Source organism: Bradyrhizobium sp. USDA 3256 (assembly GCF_054058275.1).
This window is the reverse complement of record NZ_JBSSAE010000002.1, coordinates 5,978,531-5,999,753: the sequence shown is the minus strand read 5'-3', so window position 1 is coordinate 5,999,753 and position 21,223 is coordinate 5,978,531. Positions and strand designations below refer to the sequence as shown.

General features: G+C 65.0%; 18 protein-coding genes and 1 pseudogene. 15 read left to right on the top strand and 4 right to left on the bottom strand.

What is annotated here, in order from left to right:
* Window positions 1–149 precede the first annotated feature (149 nt).
* From ACVWY5_RS30280 to ACVWY5_RS30210, 15 genes and pseudogenes are all read left to right on the top strand, one after another.
* Window positions 150–2,418 (top strand): annotated as a pseudogene (locus ACVWY5_RS30280) (acyl-CoA dehydrogenase).
* Window positions 2,418–3,701: an acetyl-CoA C-acetyltransferase gene (locus ACVWY5_RS30275; protein ID WP_028333222.1), complete on the top strand. Its 1,284-nt coding sequence runs from the start codon at window positions 2,418–2,420 to the stop codon at window positions 3,699–3,701. Before ACVWY5_RS30280 ends, ACVWY5_RS30275 begins: the two are co-directional and overlap by 1 nt.
* A 2-nt stretch (window positions 3,702–3,703) precedes the next feature.
* Window positions 3,704–5,800: a 3-hydroxyacyl-CoA dehydrogenase NAD-binding domain-containing protein gene (locus ACVWY5_RS30270; protein ID WP_028333221.1), complete on the top strand. Its 2,097-nt coding sequence runs from the start codon at window positions 3,704–3,706 to the stop codon at window positions 5,798–5,800.
* Between the two features lie 26 nt (window positions 5,801–5,826).
* Complete coding sequence (locus ACVWY5_RS30265; RefSeq protein WP_283090571.1) at window positions 5,827–6,258, top strand: acyl-CoA thioesterase; 432 nt, start codon at window positions 5,827–5,829, stop codon at window positions 6,256–6,258.
* Window positions 6,259–6,433: 175 nt separating this feature from the next.
* Entirely contained in the window at window positions 6,434–6,628 is a 195-nt protein-coding gene (locus ACVWY5_RS30260) for a hypothetical protein (RefSeq protein WP_016846235.1), read from the top strand.
* A 138-nt stretch (window positions 6,629–6,766) separates the two neighbouring features.
* Entirely contained in the window at window positions 6,767–7,606 is an 840-nt protein-coding gene (locus tag ACVWY5_RS30255) for a DeoR/GlpR family DNA-binding transcription regulator (protein WP_028333219.1), read from the top strand.
* A gap of 212 nt (window positions 7,607–7,818) precedes the next feature.
* Complete coding sequence (locus ACVWY5_RS30250; RefSeq protein WP_028333218.1) at window positions 7,819–8,478, top strand: hypothetical protein; 660 nt, start codon at window positions 7,819–7,821, stop codon at window positions 8,476–8,478.
* Between the two features lie 335 nt (window positions 8,479–8,813).
* Window positions 8,814–9,050 (top strand): hypothetical protein, encoded by a 237-nt coding sequence (locus ACVWY5_RS30245; RefSeq protein WP_321176725.1) that lies wholly within the window; start codon window positions 8,814–8,816, stop codon window positions 9,048–9,050.
* Window positions 8,945–10,489 (top strand): glycerol-3-phosphate dehydrogenase, encoded by a 1,545-nt coding sequence (gene glpD / locus ACVWY5_RS30240; protein WP_028333216.1) that lies wholly within the window; start codon window positions 8,945–8,947, stop codon window positions 10,487–10,489. Before ACVWY5_RS30245 ends, glpD begins: the two co-directional genes overlap by 106 nt.
* Complete coding sequence (locus ACVWY5_RS30235; RefSeq protein WP_028333215.1) at window positions 10,486–11,625, top strand: ABC transporter ATP-binding protein; 1,140 nt, start codon at window positions 10,486–10,488, stop codon at window positions 11,623–11,625. The genes glpD and ACVWY5_RS30235 overlap by 4 nt, the downstream gene beginning before the upstream one ends.
* A gap of 12 nt (window positions 11,626–11,637) precedes the next feature.
* Window positions 11,638–12,723, top strand: coding sequence for an ABC transporter ATP-binding protein (locus ACVWY5_RS30230; protein ID WP_028333214.1), 1,086 nt, complete (start codon window positions 11,638–11,640; stop codon window positions 12,721–12,723).
* Entirely contained in the window at window positions 12,723–13,625 is a 903-nt protein-coding gene (locus tag ACVWY5_RS30225; RefSeq protein WP_028333213.1) for a carbohydrate ABC transporter permease, read from the top strand. The genes ACVWY5_RS30230 and ACVWY5_RS30225 overlap by 1 nt, the downstream gene beginning before the upstream one ends.
* Window positions 13,625–14,431 carry a carbohydrate ABC transporter permease gene (locus ACVWY5_RS30220; RefSeq protein WP_028333212.1) on the top strand — a complete coding sequence of 269 codons (807 nt, stop codon included), beginning with the start codon at window positions 13,625–13,627 and terminating at the stop codon, window positions 14,429–14,431. Before ACVWY5_RS30225 ends, ACVWY5_RS30220 begins: the two co-directional genes overlap by 1 nt.
* 9 nt (window positions 14,432–14,440) lie before the next feature.
* On the top strand, window positions 14,441–14,767 hold the full coding sequence (locus ACVWY5_RS30215) for a DUF2160 domain-containing protein (RefSeq protein ID WP_016846242.1): 327 nt from the start codon (window positions 14,441–14,443) through the stop codon (window positions 14,765–14,767).
* Between the two features lie 115 nt (window positions 14,768–14,882).
* Window positions 14,883–16,625, top strand: a complete 1,743-nt coding sequence (locus tag ACVWY5_RS30210) for an ABC transporter substrate-binding protein (protein WP_028333211.1) — start codon at window positions 14,883–14,885, stop codon at window positions 16,623–16,625.
* Window positions 16,626–16,826: 201 nt separating this feature from the next.
* On the opposite strand, the gene ACVWY5_RS30205 is transcribed toward ACVWY5_RS30210, so the two are convergent.
* The 4 genes from ACVWY5_RS30205 to ACVWY5_RS30190 form a co-directional block, all read right to left on the bottom strand.
* Window positions 16,827–17,930 (bottom strand): alkene reductase, encoded by a 1,104-nt coding sequence (locus ACVWY5_RS30205; RefSeq protein WP_028333210.1) that lies wholly within the window; start codon window positions 17,928–17,930, stop codon window positions 16,827–16,829.
* Between the two features lie 85 nt (window positions 17,931–18,015).
* The gene (locus ACVWY5_RS30200) at window positions 18,016–18,876 is read right to left on the bottom strand and encodes an SDR family oxidoreductase (RefSeq protein ID WP_028333209.1); all 861 of its coding nucleotides are present in this window, start codon (window positions 18,874–18,876) and stop codon (window positions 18,016–18,018) included.
* Between the two features lie 99 nt (window positions 18,877–18,975).
* Complete coding sequence (locus ACVWY5_RS30195; RefSeq protein WP_028333208.1) at window positions 18,976–19,479, bottom strand: DUF1993 domain-containing protein; 504 nt, start codon at window positions 19,477–19,479, stop codon at window positions 18,976–18,978.
* Window positions 19,480–19,735: 256 nt separating this feature from the next.
* Complete coding sequence (locus ACVWY5_RS30190; RefSeq protein ID WP_028333207.1) at window positions 19,736–21,052, bottom strand: lytic murein transglycosylase; 1,317 nt, start codon at window positions 21,050–21,052, stop codon at window positions 19,736–19,738.
* Window positions 21,053–21,223: the final 171 nt, after the last annotated feature.

The following is a 21,223-nucleotide window of genomic DNA, read 5'->3' as shown; positions in this document are numbered from 1 at the left end:
TTTCGGAACTGAACCCGCGGCGTGCCGTTAACAAAATGGCGCCTGGGCCGCGTCAATTTCGCTTTATCTGCGAAGCGAAGTGTTCACCGGTGAACGGCACTTTCCGATAAGATCACCCATCCGCGCCGCCGTTTCATGAGGGATCCGCCATGAGCTTCCGCCGCGACTATTTGACAAAACCGATCTTCTCCTGGGCGGCGTGGCGTGCTGCCGACGATGTCGGACACCGAGCGCGAGGCGCTGGAAGCCGGCGACGTCTGGTGGGACGCCGATCTCTTCACCGGCAATCCCGACTGGTCGAAGCTGCTGGCGTTCGCGCCGGCCAGATTGACTGACGAAGAGCAGGCCTTCCTGCACGGACCGGTCGACGAGCTCTGCAGGATGCTCGACGAGTGGAAGATCAACTGGGAATGGCGCGATCTGCCGCCCGAGGTCTGGGCTTTCATCAAGGCCAAAAAATTCTTCGGCATGATCATCCCGAAGGAATTCGGCGGCCTCGGCTTCTCGCCCTATGCGCATTCCGAAGTGGTGCGCAAGATCTCATCGCGCTCGCTGACCGCGGCCGTCACGGTGATGGTGCCGAACTCCCTCGGGCCCGGCGAACTCTTGATGCGGTTCGGCACCAGGGAGCAACAGGACAAATGGCTGCCGCGCCTCGCCTCCGGCCAGGACATTCCATGCTTCGGCCTGACCAGCCCGGAGGCCGGCTCCGACGCCGCCTCGATGATCGACACCGGCATCATCTGCAAGGGCAATTTCGAAGGCCGCGAGGTGCTGGGCTTGAGGCTCAACTGGCACAAGCGCTACATCACGCTCGGCCCGGTCGCGACGCTGCTCGGCCTTGCGTTCAAGGCCTATGATCCCGATCACCTGGTCGGCACCGAGGAAGAACTCGGCATCACCGTCGCGCTGATCCCGACCCATCTGCCCGGCGTCTCGATCGGCCACCGCCATCTGCCGGCGATGCAGGTGTTCCAGAACGGCCCGAACTGGGGCCGCGACGTCTTCATCCCGCTCGACTACATCATCGGCGGCGAGGCACGGCTCGGCCAAGGCTGGAAGATGCTGATGACGGCGCTCGCCGCCGGCCGCGGCATCTCGCTGCCGTCGCTGTCGGCCGCCGGCGCTGCCTATGCCGCGCGCACCACCGGCGCCTATGCCCGCATCCGCGAGCAGTTCGGCATCTCGATCTCGAAATTCGAGGGCATCGAGGAACCGCTCGCGCGTATCGCCGGCACGGCCTATCTGCTCGACGCCGCGCGCCGGCTGACCTGCGCCGCGCTGAATGGGGGGCATCATCCCGCCGTCATCTCCGGGATCATGAAGCTGCACGCCACCGAGCGGATGCGGATCGCGATCGACGACGCCATGGACATCCATGGCGGCAAGGCCGTGATCGACGGGCCGCAGAATTATCTCGGCGGGCTCTACCGCTCGGTGCCGGTCGGCATCACGGTCGAGGGCGCCAACATCCTGACCCGCAATCTGATCGTGTTCGGGCAAGGCGCGATCCGCGCGCATCCCTATCTGTTGCAGGAGATGAATGCGCTCGGCGAGACCGACCGCGACAAGGGCCTGACCGCGTTCGACACCGCGTTCTGGAAGCATGTCGGCCACAGCTTCGCGACCATGTTCCGCGCCTGGGGCCGCAACTGGAGTTTTGGCCTGTTCGCGCCGGCGCCGGATGCCGGCGATGCCACCGAGTTCTATCGCCAGCTGTCGCGCTATTCGTCGGCGTTCGCGCTGTGCGCCGACATGGCGCTGCTCACCCTCGGCGGCGCGCTGAAGCGCAAGGAAATGCTCTCCGCGCGCTTCGGCGACATCCTGTCCGAGCTGTATTTGCTCTCCGCTGCGCTCAAGCGCTGGCAGGACGAGGGCCGGCAGCAGGAGGATCTTCCCGCGCTCCAATGGTGCATGGCGTCCGGCTTCAAGACCATCGAGAACCGCTTTGCGGAAATCTTCGCCAATCTGCCGAACCGTCCGGTGGCTTGGCTGCTGAAATTCCTGATCCAGCCGTTCGGCGCGCGCGTCACCGGCCCGACGGACCGCGTCGTGCAGCAATGCGCGCAGCTCGTGCTGTCGCCCTCCGCGGCGCGTGACCGCCTGACGCCGGACCTCGCTTTTGTCGAGGATGACGGCGGCATCGCAAGGCTGGAGAAGGCTTTCCGCCTCGTCACCGAGGCCGAGGATGCCGCCAAGCAGCTGCGCGCGGCGCGCCTGCATGACTGGAAGGAGGCGGTCAAGAAAGGCGTCATCACCGAGGCCGACGGCGAGAAGCTTGCCGCTGCCCACGAGGCCGTCGCCAAAGTCATCGAGGTCGATGATTTTGCGCCGGAGGCGCTGTCCCCGATTTACAAGAAATCCGCCGACGTGCATCAGTTCTTCCAGGAGCTTGGTGAGCAGAGGGCGGCGAGCTGATGGCGCGACCAGTCTTTATCGTCGACGGCAGCCGGACGCCGTTCCTGAAGGCGCGCTCCGGTCCCGGCCCGTTCACCCCGGTCGATCTTGCCGTGCAATGCGGCCGGCCGCTGCTGGCGCGGCAGCCTTTCGCGCCCACCGCCTTCGACCAGGTCATCCTCGGCTGCGTCAACGTGATCGCCGACGAGATGAACCCGGCACGCGTTGCGGCGCTTAGGCTCGGCATGGGCGAGCAGATGGTCGCCTTCACGATGCAGATCAATTGCGGCTCTGGCATGCAGTCGATCGATACCGGCTATCGTTACATCCGCGAGGGCATCTCCGACCTGATCCTCGCCGGCGGTGCCGAAGCCTTGAGCCACGCGCCGCTGGTCTGGCCCAATTCCGGCGTGCGCTGGTTTGCCGGCTTCGCCGGCGCCAAGGGGCTCGGCGCCAAGATCGCCGCGGCGCTGAAGGTGAAGCCGAGCTACTTCAAGCCGATCATCGGCCTCGAGCGCGGGCTGACCGACCCGATCACCGAGCTCAACATGGGGCAGACCGCCGAGAAGGTCGGCCATCTCTTCGGCATCACCCGCGCCCAGTCCGATGCATATGCTGCCGAGAGCCATCAGCGGCTGGCCAACGCGCAGCAGCAGGGCTTTCTCAAGGGCGAGGTCGAGACCGCGTTCTCCCGCGACGGCAAGTTCTACGACCACGACGACGGCGTCCGCCCGGACTCGACGCCCGACACCCTGGCAAAGCTGAAGCCGGTGTTCGAGCGTCCGTGGGGCCAGGTCACCGCCGGCAATTCCTCGCAGATCACCGACGGCGCTTCCTGGGTGATCCTGGCGTCTGAGAAGGCGGTGGCCAAGCACGGGCTGACGCCGAAGGCCGTCATCCTCGATAGCCAGTGGTCGGCGCTCGATCCCTCAATCATGGGCCTCGGCCCGGTGCTCTCGGCGAGCGCGCTGCTCAAGCGCAACAGCCTGACCTTGCAGGATGTCGAGACCTGGGAGCTCAACGAGGCCTTTGCCACGCAGGTGCTCGGCTGCCTCGCGGCGTGGAACGACGAGACATTCTGCCGCGAGATTCTCGGACTCGACGGCGCGGCCGGCGAGATCGACCGCGCGAAGCTCAACGTCGACGGCGGCGCGATCAGCCTCGGCCATCCGGTCGGCACCAGCGGCAACCGCATCGTGCTGCATCTGGTCAATGCGATGAAGCGGCTCGGCACCAGGCGCGGCGTTGCCACCGAATGCATCGGTGGCGGGCAGGGCGGCGCGATGTTGATAGAGACGGTGTGATCATGGATTCACGGATCATGGACGTTCTCGCCGGCCGCGTGCTCGAACTCGGGCCGAAGCCTGCCGCCGACAGCCCCTATAAGAATTTCAAGCTGACCCGCGACGAGGATGGCATCGCCTGGCTGTTGTTCGATCGCGCCGGCGCCAGCGCCAACACGCTGTCGGCCGATCTGCTCGAGGAGCTCGATGCCATCGTCGCGGCGCTGGAGAACCAGCGGCCGACCGGTCTCGTGGTGCGCTCGGCCAAGCCAAGCGGCTTCATCGCCGGCGCCGACGTCAATGAGTTTCGCGGCGCCAGCGATTCCAGCGCGGTCGAGACCGCGATCGGCCGCGCCCATGCGGTGATCGACCGGCTCGAGGCGCTGCGCGTGCCGTCGGTCGCCGTCATCCACGGCTTCTGCCTCGGCGGCGGCCTCGAGGTCGCGCTGGCCTGCCAGATGCGGATCGCGATCGACGATGCCAGGTTCGGTTTCCCCGAGGTGATGCTCGGCCTGCATCCCGGTCTTGGCGGCACCGTGCGCTTCACCGAGCTGGTCAACCCGATGCAGGCCATGACCTTGATGCTGACCGGCAAGACGATCGACGCGCGCCGCGCCAAGTCGCTCGGCCTGGTCGACGCCGTCACCCAGGAGCGCCATGTCCGCAACGCGGTGAAGGACGCGGTGTTCGGCCGGCTGAAGCGCGCCAGGCCGGGCGCGCTCAACTCGCTCCTCAATCTCGGCGCGGCGCGTGGTTTCCTCGCCTCGCGGATGCGCAGCGAGGCCGAGAAGGCGGCACCACGCAAGCATTACCCGGCGCCCTATGCGCTGATCGATCTGTGGGAGAAGTACGCCGGCAACCGCTCGGCGATGCTGAATGCGGAGAAGGCCTCGTTCGCTAATCTGATGGTGATGCCGACCGCGCAGAATCTGATCCGCGTGTTCTTCCTGCGCGAGCAGATGAAGAAGCTCGCCGGCAGCGGCAACAAGGTTGCGCACGTCCACGTCATCGGCGCCGGCGCGATGGGCGGCGATATCGCGGCGTGGTGCGCCAACCAGGACATGCGCGTGACGCTCGCCGACATGAAGGCCGAGCCGATCGCGGGCGCGATGAAGCGGGCGTCGGAGCTGTTCGGCAAGATCATGCGCAAGCGGATCGACCAGCGCGACGCGCTGGACCGGCTGATTCCCGACATGGACGGCGAGGGCGTCCGCAATGCCGATCTGATCATCGAGGCAGTGCCGGAAAAGCTCGAGCTGAAGCAGAAGGTCTATGCCGGCCTCGAGCCGAAGCTGAAGCCGGGCGCGATCCTCGCCACCAATACGTCGAGCATCCCGCTGCAGGATCTGCGCACCACGCTGGCACGGCCGGAGCGGCTGCTCGGCCTGCACTTCTTCAACCCGGTGTCGCGGCTGCAACTCGTCGAGGTCGTCAGCCATGACGACACCGATGCCACGATGCTCAAGGAGGCGCTCGCTTTCGTCGGCGCCATCGACCGCCTGCCGCTGCCGGTGAAGAGTTCGCCCGGCTTCCTCGTCAACCGCGCGCTGACGCCCTACATGCTGGAAGCGATGATGATGCTGGACGAGAAGACCGACCAGCGCCTGATCGACGCGGCCGCCGTCGAGTTCGGCATGCCGATGGGGCCGATCGAACTCGCCGACCAGGTCGGCCTCGATATCTGCCTCGATGTCGGCGACATGCTGCGCTCGAAGTTCGGCGACACCCTGCCGCCGACGCCTGCATGGTTGCGCGAAAAAGTCGTCAAAGGCGAGCTCGGCCGCAAGACCGGCAAGGGCTTCTATACCTGGAAGGACGGCAAGGCGGAAAAGGCGCCGCTGCCGGAGACCGGTCCCCGGGTCACCGATGAGATGATCGACCGCCTGGTGCTGCCGATCTCGAATGTCTGCGTTGCCGCCTTGCGCGAAGGCATCGTCGACAATCCCGACATGGTCGACGGCGCGATGATCTTCGGCACCGGCTATGCCCCGTTCCGCGGCGGCCCGCTCAACTATGCGCGCAGCCGCGGCGTCGACAATGTGGTGTCGGCCATGCAGGCCTTGATGCGCAAGTTCGGCGGACGATTTGCGCCGGATCCCGGCTGGGAGGCATTCAAGTGAGCGATCCGCAAGTGACCGACTCGCAAGTGACCGACGCCCACGCTCACGCGCCGCTCAGCAGCGAGATCGAGCCGAAGGGCGATCTCTGCATCCGCACGCTGGCGATGCCAGCCGACACCAATGCCAATGGCGACATCTTCGGCGGCTGGCTGCTCAGCCAGATGGATCTCGGTGGCGGCGTGTTCGCTTCCAAGGCGGCGAAGTCGCGCACCGTGACGGTCGCGATCGACGCGATGAACTTCCGCAAGGCGGTCAATGTCGGCGATCTCGTCTCCGTCCACGCCAATCTGGTGCGGATCGGCCGCACCTCGATCACGGTGCATCTCGAGGCTTGGGTGCTGCGCCGCCGCGAGCAGCAGTCGATCCTCGTGACCGACGGCAATTTCACCTATGTCTCGATCGACGAGCAGGGCCATCCGCAGCCGATCCAGCGCGACGGTGCGACGATCGAAACCTGACATCTTTCGCGCGCCAGTGCCGCTGATTCGGTGGGAAAGGAAACGCGTCGAAACTGAGTCCGGAGCGTGATTTGATTGCAAAAACCCGGAGTTTATTGCGCTTCGCCGCGCAAATAATCGAGGAACAAACAGTCAGCGACTCCGTTGTCGGGCCGGAGTCAAACCGAGGCTGACAATGTCCGACAGTTACGTGATCGAAGTGAGTTCGCAGACGGCGGGTATCGTGGTGCGCGATGCGCGTGGATATCAGTTCTTTGCTGCATCGCACCTTTTCGACCGCCTTGAAGGCCAGATCTTCCGCAATGCCCGCGAGGCCGAGCGCGCGGCGCGCCGGCTGCTCACCGGTCAATCCATGCAGATGGCGTCGTAGAACGCGCCTTCGCGTCATTGCGCGTGGCCTGGGCGAAGCGTCCACCTTCGCCCAGGCCTTCCCTGACCCGGCACTGCACGTTGACCTCCGTGCCGAACGGTCGCACCATGGGCGACTCGCCGTTTCAAGGGGGCCGCCGTGGCCGGACTCTCCCATCGCCAGACTGAAATCCTCAACATCGCGCGCGCGTTCGGCCGGGTCATGGTCGAAGACCTCGCCAAGCGATTCGAGGTGTCGGCGCAGACCATCCGCAAGGACCTCAACGATCTCTGCGACCAGCGGTCGCTGACCCGCATCCATGGCGGCGCGATCATCGCCTCGGGCGTCGAGAACCTCGCTTACGAGGCGCGCCGCTTCGTCGCCGCCGAGGAGAAGAAGGCGATCGGCGCGGCCGCGGCGGCACGGATTCCGAACGGCTGCTCGCTGTTCATCAATATCGGCACCACCACGGAAGAGGTCGCGAGCGCGCTGACCTCACATGAAGATCTGCTGGTCATCACCAACAACCTCAACGTCGCGATGCTGCTGTACCGCCATCCGCGCATCGAGGTGGTGGTGGCCGGCGGCACGGTGCGCCGCGCCGACGGCGCCGTGGTCGGCTCCACCGCGACGCAGCTGATCGGCCAGTTCAAGGTCGACTACGCCATCATCGGTGCATCCGCGATCGACGAGGAGGGCGCGCTGCTCGACTTCGACTATCGCGAGGTGCAGGTCGCGCAGGCGATCATCGCCAATGCGCGCAACGTGATGCTGGTCTCGGACTCGACCAAGCTGCGCCGCAGCGCGCCGGTGCGGATCGCCCATATGAGCCAGATCCAGACCTTCGTGACCGATTCACCGCTCCCCGCAGGCCTCGCCAATATCTGCCATAGCCGCGGTATCGAGGTGGTCGTCGCGATGGACAAGCCGCAAGTCGATCTCGACGACAACGCCGCCGACGCGGCACCCGCGACGCTGCGCAGCGCGCAAGGCGCTTGATCACTCAAGTTTTAGCGAACTTGTTTCGGATGCCTTTCGGCTGCTGCTGTAGCCTGCCTGAGGTGGAGCGGTTCGTTGGTCAGCACGCAATTCAAGATCGTCACGGCATTGGGCATGGCGGCGCTGTTCGGTATCGTCTCGTTCGTCCTTGGCTTTAACGTCCATCCGCGTGCGCAACGGCGCTGGCCGGCGGTGTTTCCGCGCTTGCGGTCATGCGCGCTTTCGATGGTGAGACCCAGCCGCCATCGCGTAGCGTCCGGGCCGACATCTTTCGCTTCGGCGGCGGGAACGGCCCGGCCTGGCTTTCAGAGCTGGAAACGCAGAACGGCCGTGGCAGGAAACTGCTTTACGGACTGTCGCGGATCTTCTTTTCGGGATCGCTGTGTCAGCGCACCGCGAGCGGGGCCTTCCTCGCGCAGTCGGCGATCGGCCTGATGGCGATCGTCGTGTTCTGGCTTGGCCAGGCGATGGGCTTTGACATGCGGTTGTTCGCAATCCCGCCGTTCGGGAGCATGTTTGCGGATGGCATCCCGATGTCGGCTGAAGCAATCGCGCGAGTGAGGTTCGAGCACCTCTTCCTGCCTCTGGTCTCGCTCTATGCCGTCACGTTTTCCCTGTTCATGATTGCATTGCTTGGCGACCTCGTGACCATCCTGCGCGACTGGCGCGAGCAGTGGAAGTATCTCACGATGCCGCTGTTCTGCTTTGCATTCTGGGCGATCCTGGCGCACCGAAAATCATCGGGACATAGCGGCCTGCAAGTCGCGCTCGGCGGCGGACACCTCTGGGCCTATGTCGCGGTCTTCGTGTTCTTTCCGCTTTTCTTTCTCGTGCTGTCGGCGTCGCTGCCAGGCAATCGGGTGGTCAGGTGAACAGGGATCGCTCCGTCGGGCGAATCTATCTCCGCTTCGCCCTCAAATGGTATGCGATCCTTTTCGTCGCATCCCTGGTTCTCTTCGTGCTGTTCGGCGGCGGTCATACGGCCGTCGCGATGATCGGCGTGCTTGCGCTCATCGTTTGGCTTGTGCGTGACAGCCGCGCGTGTGCAAGGCGGGTCGGCAGTGGCGCTCGCCGCACCTACGACCCCGAGAAGGCCTTGCCGGAATTGCGCGTTGGACGATCGCCACAGCGTCCCTGATCGTCCGCCACCGTCTTGCCCGGCGTTGCCTCAAGCGTCGTCCCTCCCGTCTCCCCAAAAGCTCTGACCGTGAGCACGCCGCCCAAGAAATCCCCAGCGAAAGTTCCCCATTTTCACTTTGCTTTCGTTTTTGGTTGTGATTTACTCCAATCCGAAAGTAAAACCGTCAAAGCGAAGGCGGTTGCCGGGGGAAGCGTTCTTTGGATCGAATTTACGACCTCGCCATCATTGGAGGCGGCGTTAATGGCTGCGGCATCGCGCGCGATGCGGCAGGCCGGGGTAACTCTGTTTTCCTCTGTGAAATGAATGACTTGGCTAGCGGGACGTCGTCCTGGTCAACCAAGCTCGTGCATGGCGGTCTGCGCTATCTCGAATATTACGAGTTTCGTTTGGTGCGCGAGGCGCTGATCGAACGCGAAATCCTCTGGCAGATCGCGCCCCACATCATTCGGCCGCTACGTTTCGTTTTGCCGCACCACGCCGGCCTGCGCCCGGCCTGGCTGTTGCGTCTCGGCCTCTTCCTCTACGACCACATCGGCGGCCGGCATTTGCTGCCGGCGACGCGCTCGGTCGATCTGACCCGCGACGTGGTCGGCAAGCCGCTGATTCCGGGCCGCTACACCAAGGGCTTCGAATATTCCGACTGCTTCGTCGACGACGCCCGGCTGGTTGCGCTGACCGCGCGCGATGCCGCCGATCGGGGCGCCGAGATCCGCACCCGCACCCGCGCGGTCGAGATCAGGCAGGTCGACGGCGTCTGGCACGTCACGGTCGAGGACAGTGTCACGGGTGCCCGCGACACGATCCAGTCACGCGTGCTGGTCAATGCCGGCGGCCCCTGGGTCGAACAGGTCCTGGCCTCGGGCGCCGGCGTCAACGCGCGCGCCAAGGTGCGCCTGGTGCAGGGCTCGCACATCGTGGTGCCGAAGCTCTACGACCATGATCGTGCCTACATCTTCCAGAATGCCGACGGCCGCATCATCTTCGTCATTCCCTATCAGGGCGACTTCTCGCTGATCGGAACCACCGATCGCGACTATGACGGCGATCCGGCCAAGGTTAAGGCGACGCAGGAGGAGATCGAATATCTCTGCGCGTCCGCCAGCGCGTATCTGGCCAAACCGGTGAAGCCCGAGGACGTGGTCTGGAATTACTCCGGCGTGCGTCCGCTCTATGACGACGGCGCGAGCGAAGCCAAGGCCGCGACCCGCGACTACGTGTTCGAGCTCGATACGCCCGGCGGTGCGCCGCTACTGTCGATCTATGGCGGCAAGATCACGACCTATCGCCGTCTCTCCGAAGAGGCGCTGGAGCGGCTGTCGCCTTATCTCCGCGGCACAAAGGCGCAGGAGGGCTGGACCGGCAAGGCGCCGCTGCCCGGCGGCGACATGGATGTATCCGCGGTCGCGGCGCTGAGCGCCGAATTGATCCGCAACTATCCGTTTCTCGCGCAATCGCACGCCAATCGTCTCGCCCATGCCTATGGCACGCGCGCCAGCAAAGTCTTGGGCAACGCAATATCGACGGCCGATCTCGGCCGCTCCTTCGGCGCCACCTTGACGGAAAGCGAAGTCAGGTACCTGATGGCGAACGAATGGGCTCGGACTGCGGACGATGTCGTCTGGCGACGATCCAAGCTGGGCTTGCGGATGACGGCGGGTGAAATCGCCGCGCTCGACGAGTGGATGCTCGCCAACCGCGTGTCCGGTGAACGTCCCCTCCGCGAAGCGGGAGGACGGGCATGAGCGTCACACTGCAGAATGTCACGCGAACCGTGGATGGCATTGCGACCATCCGCGATGTGTCGCTGACGCTGGAGCGTGGCACGCTCAGCGTGCTGCTCGGGCCGACGCTGTCGGGCAAGACCTCGATCATGCGGCTGCTCGCCGGCCTCGACAAGCCGACCACCGGTCGCGTGCTGGTCGACGGCAAGGACGTCACCGGCGCCGACGTGCGGCAGCGTTCGGTCGCGATGGTCTATCAGCAGTTCATCAACTATCCCTCGCTGACGGTCTACGAGAACATCGCCTCGCCGCTACGCGTGCAGGGCAAGCAGCGCGCCGAGATCGAGCGGCGGGTAGCGGAAGCGGCCGGCCTGTTGCGGCTCGAGCCGTTCCTGAAGCGCACGCCGCTGCAACTCTCCGGCGGCCAGCAGCAGCGCACCGCGATCGCGCGGGCGCTGGTCAAGGGCGCCGACCTCGTGCTGCTCGACGAGCCGCTCGCCAATCTCGACTACAAGCTGCGCGAGGAGCTGCGCGCCGAGCTGCCGCGCATCTTCGAGGCCTCCGGCGCGATCTTCGTCTATGCCACCACCGAACCGTCGGAAGCGCTGCTGCTCGGCGGCGACACGGTGTGCATGTGGCAAGGCCGGGCGCTGCAGACCGGCGCGACGCCGAAGGTCTACCGCCATCCCGACACGCTGCGCGTCGCCCAGGTGTTTTCCGATCCGCCGCTCAACATCATCGGCATCGAGAAGAAGGGGGCGCAAGTGATCTATGCCGGTGGCGAGCAGGCGCCCGCGGCCGGCCTCTATGCCAATCTGCCCGACGGCCTCTACCGGACCGGCTTCCGCGCGCACCAGCTCGAGGTCGGGAATGTCGCGGCCGGCCGCCACAAATTTTCCGCCGCGGTGACGGTGACCGAGATCACTGGGTCGGAGAGCTTTGTGCACGTCCATGTCCACGGCTCGAACTGGGTCGCGGTGCTGCACGGCGTGCACGAATATGAACCCGGGCAGGTGCTCGACGCCGCGCTCGATCCCGACAACATCTTCGTGTTCGACGCGGCCGACCGCCTCGTCGCGTCGCCTGCGACCGCGTTTTCGGGCAACGTGCATCGCAGTGCGCGTACAGCAAACGCGTCAGCTGGCAACGGCAAGTGAGGGAGATGCTTCATGGCCCGCATTGACCTCGTCGATCTCGCGCACTCCTACGGTGGCAACGACGCGCCGCAGGAATCCTTTGCGCTGAAGCCGGTCACCATGACTTGGCGGCAAGGCGGCGCCTATGCGCTGCTCGGGCCGTCCGGCTGCGGCAAGACCACGCTGCTCAATTTGATCTCCGGCATCGTGACGCCGTCGCGCGGCAAGATCCTGTTCGACGGCCGTGACATCACGCCGCTGTCGACGCAGAAGCGCAACATCGCGCAGGTGTTCCAGTTCCCGGTGATCTACGACACCATGACGGTCGGCCAGAACCTGGCCTTCCCACTGAAGAATCGCGGCGTCGCGAAGGCCGAGGTCGACGCGCGGGTCAGGCAGATCGCCGATCTGCTCGACCTCACGCCCTATCTCAAACGCAAGGCGACGCGGCTCACCGCCGACGCCAAGCAGAAGATCTCGCTCGGCCGCGGGCTGGTGCGCTCCGACGTCGCGGCCGTCCTGTTCGACGAACCGCTGACGGTGATCGATCCCGAGCTGAAGTGGCAGCTGCGCTCCAAGCTGAAGGCGCTGCATCGCGAGCTGGACCTCACGATGATCTACGTCACTCACGACCAGACCGAGGCGCTGACCTTCGCCGACACCGTCGTCGTCATGCATGACGGCCGCGTGGTGCAGAGCGGCACGCCGGCCGAACTGTTCGACAAGCCGGCGCACACGTTCGTTGGCTATTTCATCGGCTCGCCCGGCATGAACATCGTGCCCGCCGAGGTCCGTGGTCACGAGGCGCGGGTCGACGGCCATGTCATCGGCCTGCATCGAAACTATGGTGTGCTGCCTGCGGGCAAGAAGATCGAGGTCGGCGTGCGGCCGGAATTCGTCGATGTCGCGCCGCCGGCGTCAGGGCTGCTGTCGGCAACCATCGAGCGGATCGACGATCTCGGCCGCATCCAGTTCGCCCGCGTGCAGGTCGGCGATACCAAATTCGCCGCGCGCGTGCCGCCGGGCTTCTCGGTCTCCGGCAATACCGCCGGGCTGATCTTCAATCCCGCGCATGTTCACGTCTATGCCGACAGCCATTTGGTGGAGGGGGTCGCCTGATGGACAAGACGATCAACCAAAAAGCCTGGTTTCTGGTGCTGCCGGTGTTCCTGGTGGTCGCGTTCTCGGCGGTGCTGCCGCTGATGACCGTCGTGAACTATTCGATGCAGGACACCTTCGGCAACAACCAGTTCTTCTGGAACGGTGTCGGCTGGTTCAAGGAGCTGCTCGATCCATCGACCGATCTCGGCGGCCGCTTCCTGGCCTCGCTCGGTCGCAACCTGTTCTTCTCTGCCGTGATCCTCGCGATCGAGGTGCCGCTCGGCATCGTCGTCGCGCTGTCGATGCCGCGCGAGGGCTGGAGCGTCGCGGCCTGCCTCGTCATCCTCGCCTTGCCGCTGCTGATTCCGTGGAACGTGGTCGGCACCATCTGGCAGATCTTCGGCCGGCCCGATATCGGCCTGCTCGGCTATGTGCTGAACCACCTCGGTCTCAACTACAATTACGTGTCCAATGAGGTCGACGCCTGGGTCACGGTCATCGTGATGGACGTCTGGCACTGGACCAGCCTCGTCGCGCTGCTCTGCTACGCCGGGCTGAAGTCGATCCCCGACGCCTATTACCAGGCGGCGCAGATCGACGGCGCCTCGCGCTGGGCGGTGTTCAAGGCGATCCAGCTGCCGAAGATGAACCGCGTGCTGCTGATCGCGGTGCTGCTGCGCTTCATGGACAGTTTCATGATCTACACCGAGCCGTTCGTGGTCACCGGCGGCGGCCCAGGCAATTCGACGACCTTCGTCTCGATCGAGCTCGTCAAGATCGCGCTCGGCCAGTTCGACCTCGGCAAGGCCGCGGCGCTGTCGCTGGTCTACAATCTGATCATCCTGATCGTGTGCTGGGTGTTCTACACCGTGATGGTCAATGCCGGCTCCGAGCGTCCGGCCAAGGAAGGAGCGGCGTGATGCATTCGATCCCCGGCCGCCGCCTGATCATGGCGCTGTTTTTGATCTTCTTGCTGTTGCCGATCTACTGGCTCGTCAACATGAGCTTCAAGACCAACGCCGAGATCGTCTCGACGATGACGCTGTGGCCGCACACGCCGACGCTGCAGCACTACAAGCGCATCTTCACCGACGAGAGCTGGTATTCGGGCTACATCAATTCGCTCGAATACGTCGTGCTCAACACCATCATCTCCATCGCGGTGGCGTTGCCGGCGGCCTATGCGTTCTCGCGCTACCGCTTCCTCGGCGACAAGCATCTGTTCTTCTGGCTGCTGTCGAACCGCATGGCGCCGGCGGCGGTCTACGCGCTGCCGTTCTTCAACCTGTATTCGGCGATCGGCCTGTTCGATACGCCGTGGGCGGTCGCGCTCGCGCACTGCATCTTCAACGTGCCGCTGGCGGTGTGGATCCTCGAAGGCTTCGTCTCCGGCGTGCCGCGCGAGATCGACGAGACCGCGTTCCTCGATGGTTATTCGTTCCCGCGCTTCTTCATCAAGATCCTGGTGCCGCTGATCGCAAGCGGCATCGGCGTCGCGGCGTTCTTCTGCTTCATGTTCTCCTGGGTCGAGCTGCTGCTCGCGCGCACGCTGACCTCGGTGCAGGCCAAGCCGATCGCGGCGATCATGACGCGCACGGTCTCGGCGGCCGGCATGGACTGGGGCCTGCTCGCCGCCGCCGGCGTGCTCACCATCATTCCGGGCGCGCTGGTGATCTGGTTCGTCCGCAACTACATCGCGCGCGGCTTCGCGCTCGGCCGGGTCTAGGAGGCACTTATGGAATCCATCGCATGGATGGCCTGGACGCTGCCGACCGCGATCTTCTTCGTGCTGCTGGCCTCTACGCTCGGCGTGATGACCTGGCTAGCGGCGGTCTATCCCGAGGCCGAGCGGGTCGGCGTGCTGCGCATCCCGACCACGCGCGGCGATCGTTTGTTCATTTCGCTGGTGCTGGCGGCGGTGATCCACCTGGTGTGGATCGGCCTCGTCGGCACCGATCCGATCCTCACCCTGCCGATCGGCGAGGGTGTGGAAATTTCGAGCCTGTGGCTCGCAACGCTGATTTCGCTTCTTTCAGCCGTGGCGATCTTTCGCACCGTCTGACGAAAGCGAAGAAGAGCAGATCCGGGGTCTACCCGGGCCTGGGGTTTTGTTTGTCGCTGCAACCGGAGGAATCATAATGCGACATTTGAGAACGACAAAGGATAGTCTTTTGACTATGACCAGCGCCGCCGCGCTGATCGCCGCCTCGCTCGCGGTCGCCACGCCGGCCCGCGCCGCCGACGAAGCCGTGATCCAGAAGTGGATCGCGGAATTCCAGCCCTCGACGCTGTCGAAGGAAGACCAGAAGAAGGAGCTCGAGTGGTTCGCCAAGGCCGCCGAACCCTTCAAAGGCATGGAGATCAACGTCGTCTCGGAAACGATCACGACGCACGAATATGAATCGCAGACGCTGGCCAAGGCGTTCTCCGAACTGACCGGCATCAAGCTCAAGCACGACATCATCCAGGAAGGTGACGTCGTCGAGAAGCTGCAGACCCAGATGCAGTCGGGCAAGAACGTCTATGACGGCTGGATCAACGACTCCGACCTGATCGGCACCCACTTCCGCTATGGCCAGACCATCATCCTGTCGGACTACATGAAGGGTGAGGGCAAGGACGTCACCGACCCGATGCTCGACGTCGACGACTTCATCGGCAAGTCGTTCACCACGGCGCCGGACGGCAAGCTGTACCAGCTGCCCGACCAGCAGTTCGCGAACCTCTACTGGTTCCGCTACGACTGGTTCACCAACCCCGAGTACAAGGCCAAGTTCAAGGCCAAGTATGGCTACGAGCTCGGCGTTCCCGTGAACTGGTCGGCCTATGAAGACATCGCCGAGTTCTTCACCAACGACATCAAGGAGATCAACGGCGTCAAGATCTACGGCCATATGGACTATGGCAAGAAGGATCCCTCGCTCGGCTGGCGGTTCACCGACGCCTGGCTGTCGATGGCCGGCAACGGCGACAAGGGTATCCCGAACGGCCTGCCGGTCGACGAGTGGGGCATCCGCATGGAAGGCTGCCGCCCGGTCGGCTCCTCGGTCGAGCGTGGTGGCGACACCAACGGCCCGGCCGCGGTCTACTCGATCACCAAATATCTCGACTGGCTGAAGAAGTATGCCCCGCCGCAGGCCCAGGGCATGACCTTCTCGGAAGCAGGTCCGGTGCCGGCGCAGGGCAACATCGCCCAGCAGATGTTCTGGTACACCGCCTTCACCGCCGACATGGTGAAGCCGGGTATCGCCGTGATGAACGCGGACGGTACGCCGAAGTGGCGTATGGCTCCGTCGCCGCACGGCGCTTACTGGAAGGAAGGCATGAAGCTCGGCTATCAGGACGCCGGCTCCGTGACGCTCCTGAAGTCGACCCCGCCGGATCGCCGCAAGGCAGCCTGGCTCTATCTGCAGTTCATCATCTCCAAGTCGGTGTCGCTGAAGAAGAGCCATGTCGGTCTCACCTTCATCCGTGAGTCCGATATCTGGGACAAGTCGTTCACCGAGCGTGCGCCGAAGCTCGGCGGCCTGATCGAGTTCTACCGCTCGCCTGCGCGCGTGCAGTGGACCCCGACCGGCAACAACGTGCCCGACTATCCGAAGCTCGCGCAGCTGTGGTGGCAGAACATCGGCGATGCGTCGTCCGGTACCAAGACGCCGCAGCAGGCGATGGACGCGCTGGCCGCGGCCCAGGATTCGGTGATGGAGCGTCTTGAGAAGTCCGGTGTGCAGGGCGCCTGCGGACCGAAGCTGAACAAGAAGGAAACCGCCGAGTTCTGGTACAAGAAGGCCGAGAAGGACGGCACCATCGCTCCGCAGCGCAAGCTCGCGAACGAGAAGCCGAAGGGCGAGACGGTCGACTACGACACGCTGATCAAGTCGTGGCCGGCCAACCCGCCGAAGCGCGCCGAAGCGAAGTAAGGCAGCAAGCAAAGGCGTACCAGCCCACGCCATCCGAAGACAACGAAAGGCCGGGAGCGATCCCGGCCTTTTTGTTTTCTCCGCTGTCATCGCCCGGCTTGATCGGGCGATCCAGTACGCCGCGGCGTCTCGATCAATCGCTGTCGTCTCTGGAATACTGGATGCCCCGTCTTCGCGGGGCATGACAGTCTTTGGTCGACCTTACTCCGCCGCCTCGGCCGCCTTCAGCGTCGGATAATCCGTGTAGCCCTTGGCGCCGCCACCGTAGAAGGTCGCCTTGTCCCACTCGTTGAGCGGCGCGCCGGCCTTTAGCCGCTCGACCAGGTCGGGGTTGGAGATGAACGGCTTGCCGAACGCGATCAGGTCGGCCGCGCCGGCCTCCAGCACCTTCTCCGCCAGCGCGAAATCGTAGCCGTTGTTGGCGACATAGGCCTGCTTGAAGCGCTTGCGCAGCGAGGCGTAGTCGAACGGCGCGATATCGCGCGGGCCGCCGGTTGCACCCTCGACGACGTGGAGATAGGTCAGCTTCAGCGCACTGAGCTGGTCGACGATGTAGTCGAACAGCGCTTGCGGATTGGAGTCGGTGATGTCGTTGGCCGGCGTGACCGGCGAGATCCGGATGCCGGTGCGATCGGCGCCGGCCTCGATGGCGACCGCCTTGGACACGTCCAGCATCAGCTTGGCGCGGTTCTCGATTCCGCCGCCATAAGCGTCGGTGCGCTTGTTGGTGCCGTCGCGGGCGAACTGGTCGAGCAGATAGCCGTTGGCGCCATGGATCTCGACGCCGTCGAAGCCGGCCGCCAGCGCATTCGCAGTGCCGCGCTTGAAGTCCTCGATGATCCCGGGAATTTCCGACAGCTCCAGCGCGCGCGGCTCGGACACGTCGGCGAAGGTGCCGTTGACGAATGTCTTGCCCTTGGCGCGGATCGCGCTCGGCGCCACCGGCGCGCCGCCGTTCGGCTGCAGTGCGACATGCGAGATGCGGCCGACGTGCCAGAGCTGGATGAAGATGCGGCCACCGCGCTCGTGCACGCGATCGGTGACCTTGCGCCAGCCCTCGACTTGTTCCTTCGAATAGATGCCGGGCGTATCCTGATAGCCCTGGCCCTGCTGTGAGACCTGGCTCGCCTCGGTGATCAGAAGGCCGGCGGAGGCGCGCTGGCCGTAATAGTCCACCGCGAGCGGGCTCGGCACCATGCCGGGCGGCACCGCGCGGTTGCGCGTCAATGGCGCCATCACCAGGCGGTTCGGCAGCGTCAGCGGGCCGAGCTTGTAGGGCTCGAGAAGTTTGGTCGATTGGCTCATGTAAATGTTCCAGAGAATGACTGATGAAGGAGAATTGTGCATTGCCGCGACGAGCGCAATGCCCGAGGCATTCGCGCTCCGCAGGCTAGCTGCGCACAATTCCGCCCATGTGGCCGGCATCGAGGAACAGGGTGTGCGCGTTGACGTAGGAGGATTCATTCGAAATCAGGAACAGCGCAGTATAGGCGACCTCCCAGCCGGTGCCCTGGCGGCCGAAAGGCACTGTCACGGCGCGGTCAGATCGCCTGCGGCTGGCGTCGCGCCCCATCGGCGTGTCCATGAAGCCGGGCGCGATCACATTACAGCGAATGCCCTTGTCCTCGCCGGCCCGCGCGATCGCCCGCCCCAGCGCGATCTGCGCCGCCTTGGAGGATTCATAGGCCGGGTTGCGGCCGCCGGCGCGCTGGCTCGCCATCGAGGAGACCAGGATGATCGCGCCGCCCGGCGCCATCACCTCCAGCGCCTTCTGCGCGAACAGCATGTGGCTGCGCACATTGACGGCATAGTCGCGGTCCCAGGCTTCGGCCGTCATCTTGGGCAGCGACAGGCCGGAGGAGATGCCGACATTGAGCGCCAGCCCGTCGAGCCCGCCGAGCCTTTGCGCGCAGCGTTCGACCGCGGGCGCGATCGCTGCGACGTCGGCGACATCGACCACATCGGTGAAGGCCTTGCCGCCTTCGCCTGTGATCTGCGCGACGGTATCGTCGGCGGCGTCCTTGTTGACGTCGAGGCAGGCGACCGACGCGCCCTCGCGCGCGAACAGCACGCTTATGGCGCGGCCGTTGCCGATCGGCGGCGCTTCATCCACGGTTGTGCGCTGTCCCGCGCCGACCACGATGATGCGCCGCCCGGCGAGGCGGCCGTGGTTCTTCGCCAGCCCGAGTGCTTCGGCATGCAGCGAAGCGGACGGATCGATGGCTTTCGGTGCGTGGGTTGTGGTCGACATGGCGTGCTCCCTGACGTCTTGTTGTTGTCAGGGAGCAGTAGCACGGGCGAGGGCGTGAAGCGAAAATCCCGTCGCGGGGAATATGATCGCCGAAACGCGTCAGCTGACGCCGAGGAAATCGCGCTTGCCGATCTCGACGCCGTTGTGGCGCAGGATGTCGTGCGCGGTCACGGCGTGGAAATAGAAGTTCGGGAACGAGAACGCGCTGAGGAATTGCTGGCCCTTCAAGGTCATCGTGCGATCGGGGCCGATCGGGAAGGTGACGTCCCTGGCGTCGGCGCCGTCGAACTGCGCCGGCTTGAACGATTTCACATAGTCGATCGTCCTGGCGAGCCGCTGCTTCAGTTCACTGAAGCTCTTCTCGGTGTCGGGCGTCGACGGCACTTCGCTATGGGTCAGCCGCGCGCAGCCCCGTGCGGCGTGATCGCAGACCAGCTGCACCTGCTTGGTCAGCGGCAGCATGTCGGGATAGAGCCGCGATCCCAGCAGCACCTCGGGCGCGATCTTCTTCGCCTCGCAATGCACCTCGGCCTTGGTCAGCTCGCCGGTGAGGCTATTGAGGATCTGCAGGTAGGCGGGGACGACGGCGTCATGAAAGGACATGTGATGCTCCCTGTTCTGATGAAATTCGGATGTTACCGAACGGCGATGCTGCAAGTGGGGCGGCGAAGGGAAGAATACAACTGCGGGCGGCTGTAACAGTTGGTCAAATATTTCCCAGCCGTGCGCCTTCACAGGGTGACGGATCGTTCGAGGCCGCGTAGCCCGGATGGAGCGAAGCGCAATCCGGGGAGGCGCATCGGGGCTTGTCCCGGATTTCGCTGCGCTGCATCCGGGCTACGGAAAATGGGCGTTCGCTCTACCGCATCCCCGGTGCCGCGGCATCGGCGGCCGGCTGGGTGCGGGGCCCGCCGCGCATCCGCGTCAGGAGCTCCGCAGTCGGCCAGGAATCCGCCGGCAGGCCGTATTTCATCTGCATCGCCTTCACCGCGCTGCGGCTTGCCTGTCCGAGCACGCCGTCGATCTTGCCGACGTCGTAGCCGGCGCGCGCGAGCAGTCCCTGCAGCTCCTTGATCTCATTGAACGGCAATTGCGCGACCGGCGCGTGCGGCCGCTGCATCGGCGGTGCGCCCGCGATGCGGCCGGCGAGATAGCCGGCGGTGGTCGAATAGATCAGCGAGTTGTTCCACTCGGTGTAGGCGGCGAAATTCGCATAGGCGAGGAACGCCGGACCCATCCGGCCCATCGGCAGCAGCAGCGAGGCCGGCATCTCGTCATTCGGCAATGGCTTGCCGTCGGTCAAGCTGACGCCGAGCGATACCCATGTCGAGCGCGGCAGCTTGATGGTGAGGTCGGCCTGGTCCCACGGGAAGTTTGCCGCCTGCGGCACACGCACCTCCTGCAGCCACGGCTCGCCGCGCCGCCATTTCAATCCGGTGGCGATGTAGTTCGCGGTCGAGCCGATCACGTCGGGGCCGCTTTGCAGGAGATTGCGGTGGCCGTCGCCGTCATAGTCGACCGCGTAGTTGAAATAATGCGTCGGCAAGAATTGCGTCTGGCCGAGCTCGCCGGCCCATGAGCCGATCATCTCGTCGGGCGTCAGGTCGCCGCGCTCGATGATCTTCAGCGCGGCGATGGTCTCGCCCTGGAACATCTCCGAGCGGCGGCAATCATAGGCCAGCGACACCAGCGATTTCAGCGTCCGCAAATTGCCCATCTGGACGCCGAAATCGCTCTCCAGTCCCCAGAACGCCGCGATCACCGCCGGCGGCACGCCATATTCCTTTTCGGCGCGCGCGAACGCGGCGGCATAGGTCCGGATGTATTGCTGGCCTTGCTGCATACGATAGTTCGCGGCCATGCGGCCGGCGAACTGGGTGAAGATCTGCCCGAACACGCGCTGGCCGCGGTCGCGGTTGACGATGCCCTGGTCGTAGATCAGGTAGGGCGCGGCCTCCGCGATCGTGCGCTGCGAGACGCCGGCGGCAACCGCCTTCTGCTTCAGCTCGGCGAGGAAGCGATCGAAAGTTTGCCCGTTGTGGCAGGACGCAGCCCTCGGCGAGGCGACGGCGGCAGGGCGCGGCCTGACCGGCGCGGGATTCAAGGGGCTGGGCAACGGCTGCTGCGCCGAGGCGAGGGTAGAGAGCGCCAGCGCCCCCGCGATCGCTGCGATCATGATCGGGGCGCGGAGGGGAAAGGCTGGCATCGATGTCACCGGTTGGAAAAAGGGGAATTGAAGCCCAATCTGCATACACCAGGGCGACACCAGGCAACAACGGGGGTGCCGCTCTTAGACCAATTGGGCTTCGGCACGGCAAGACGCCGCCGCTATGATCGGCGGGTGATT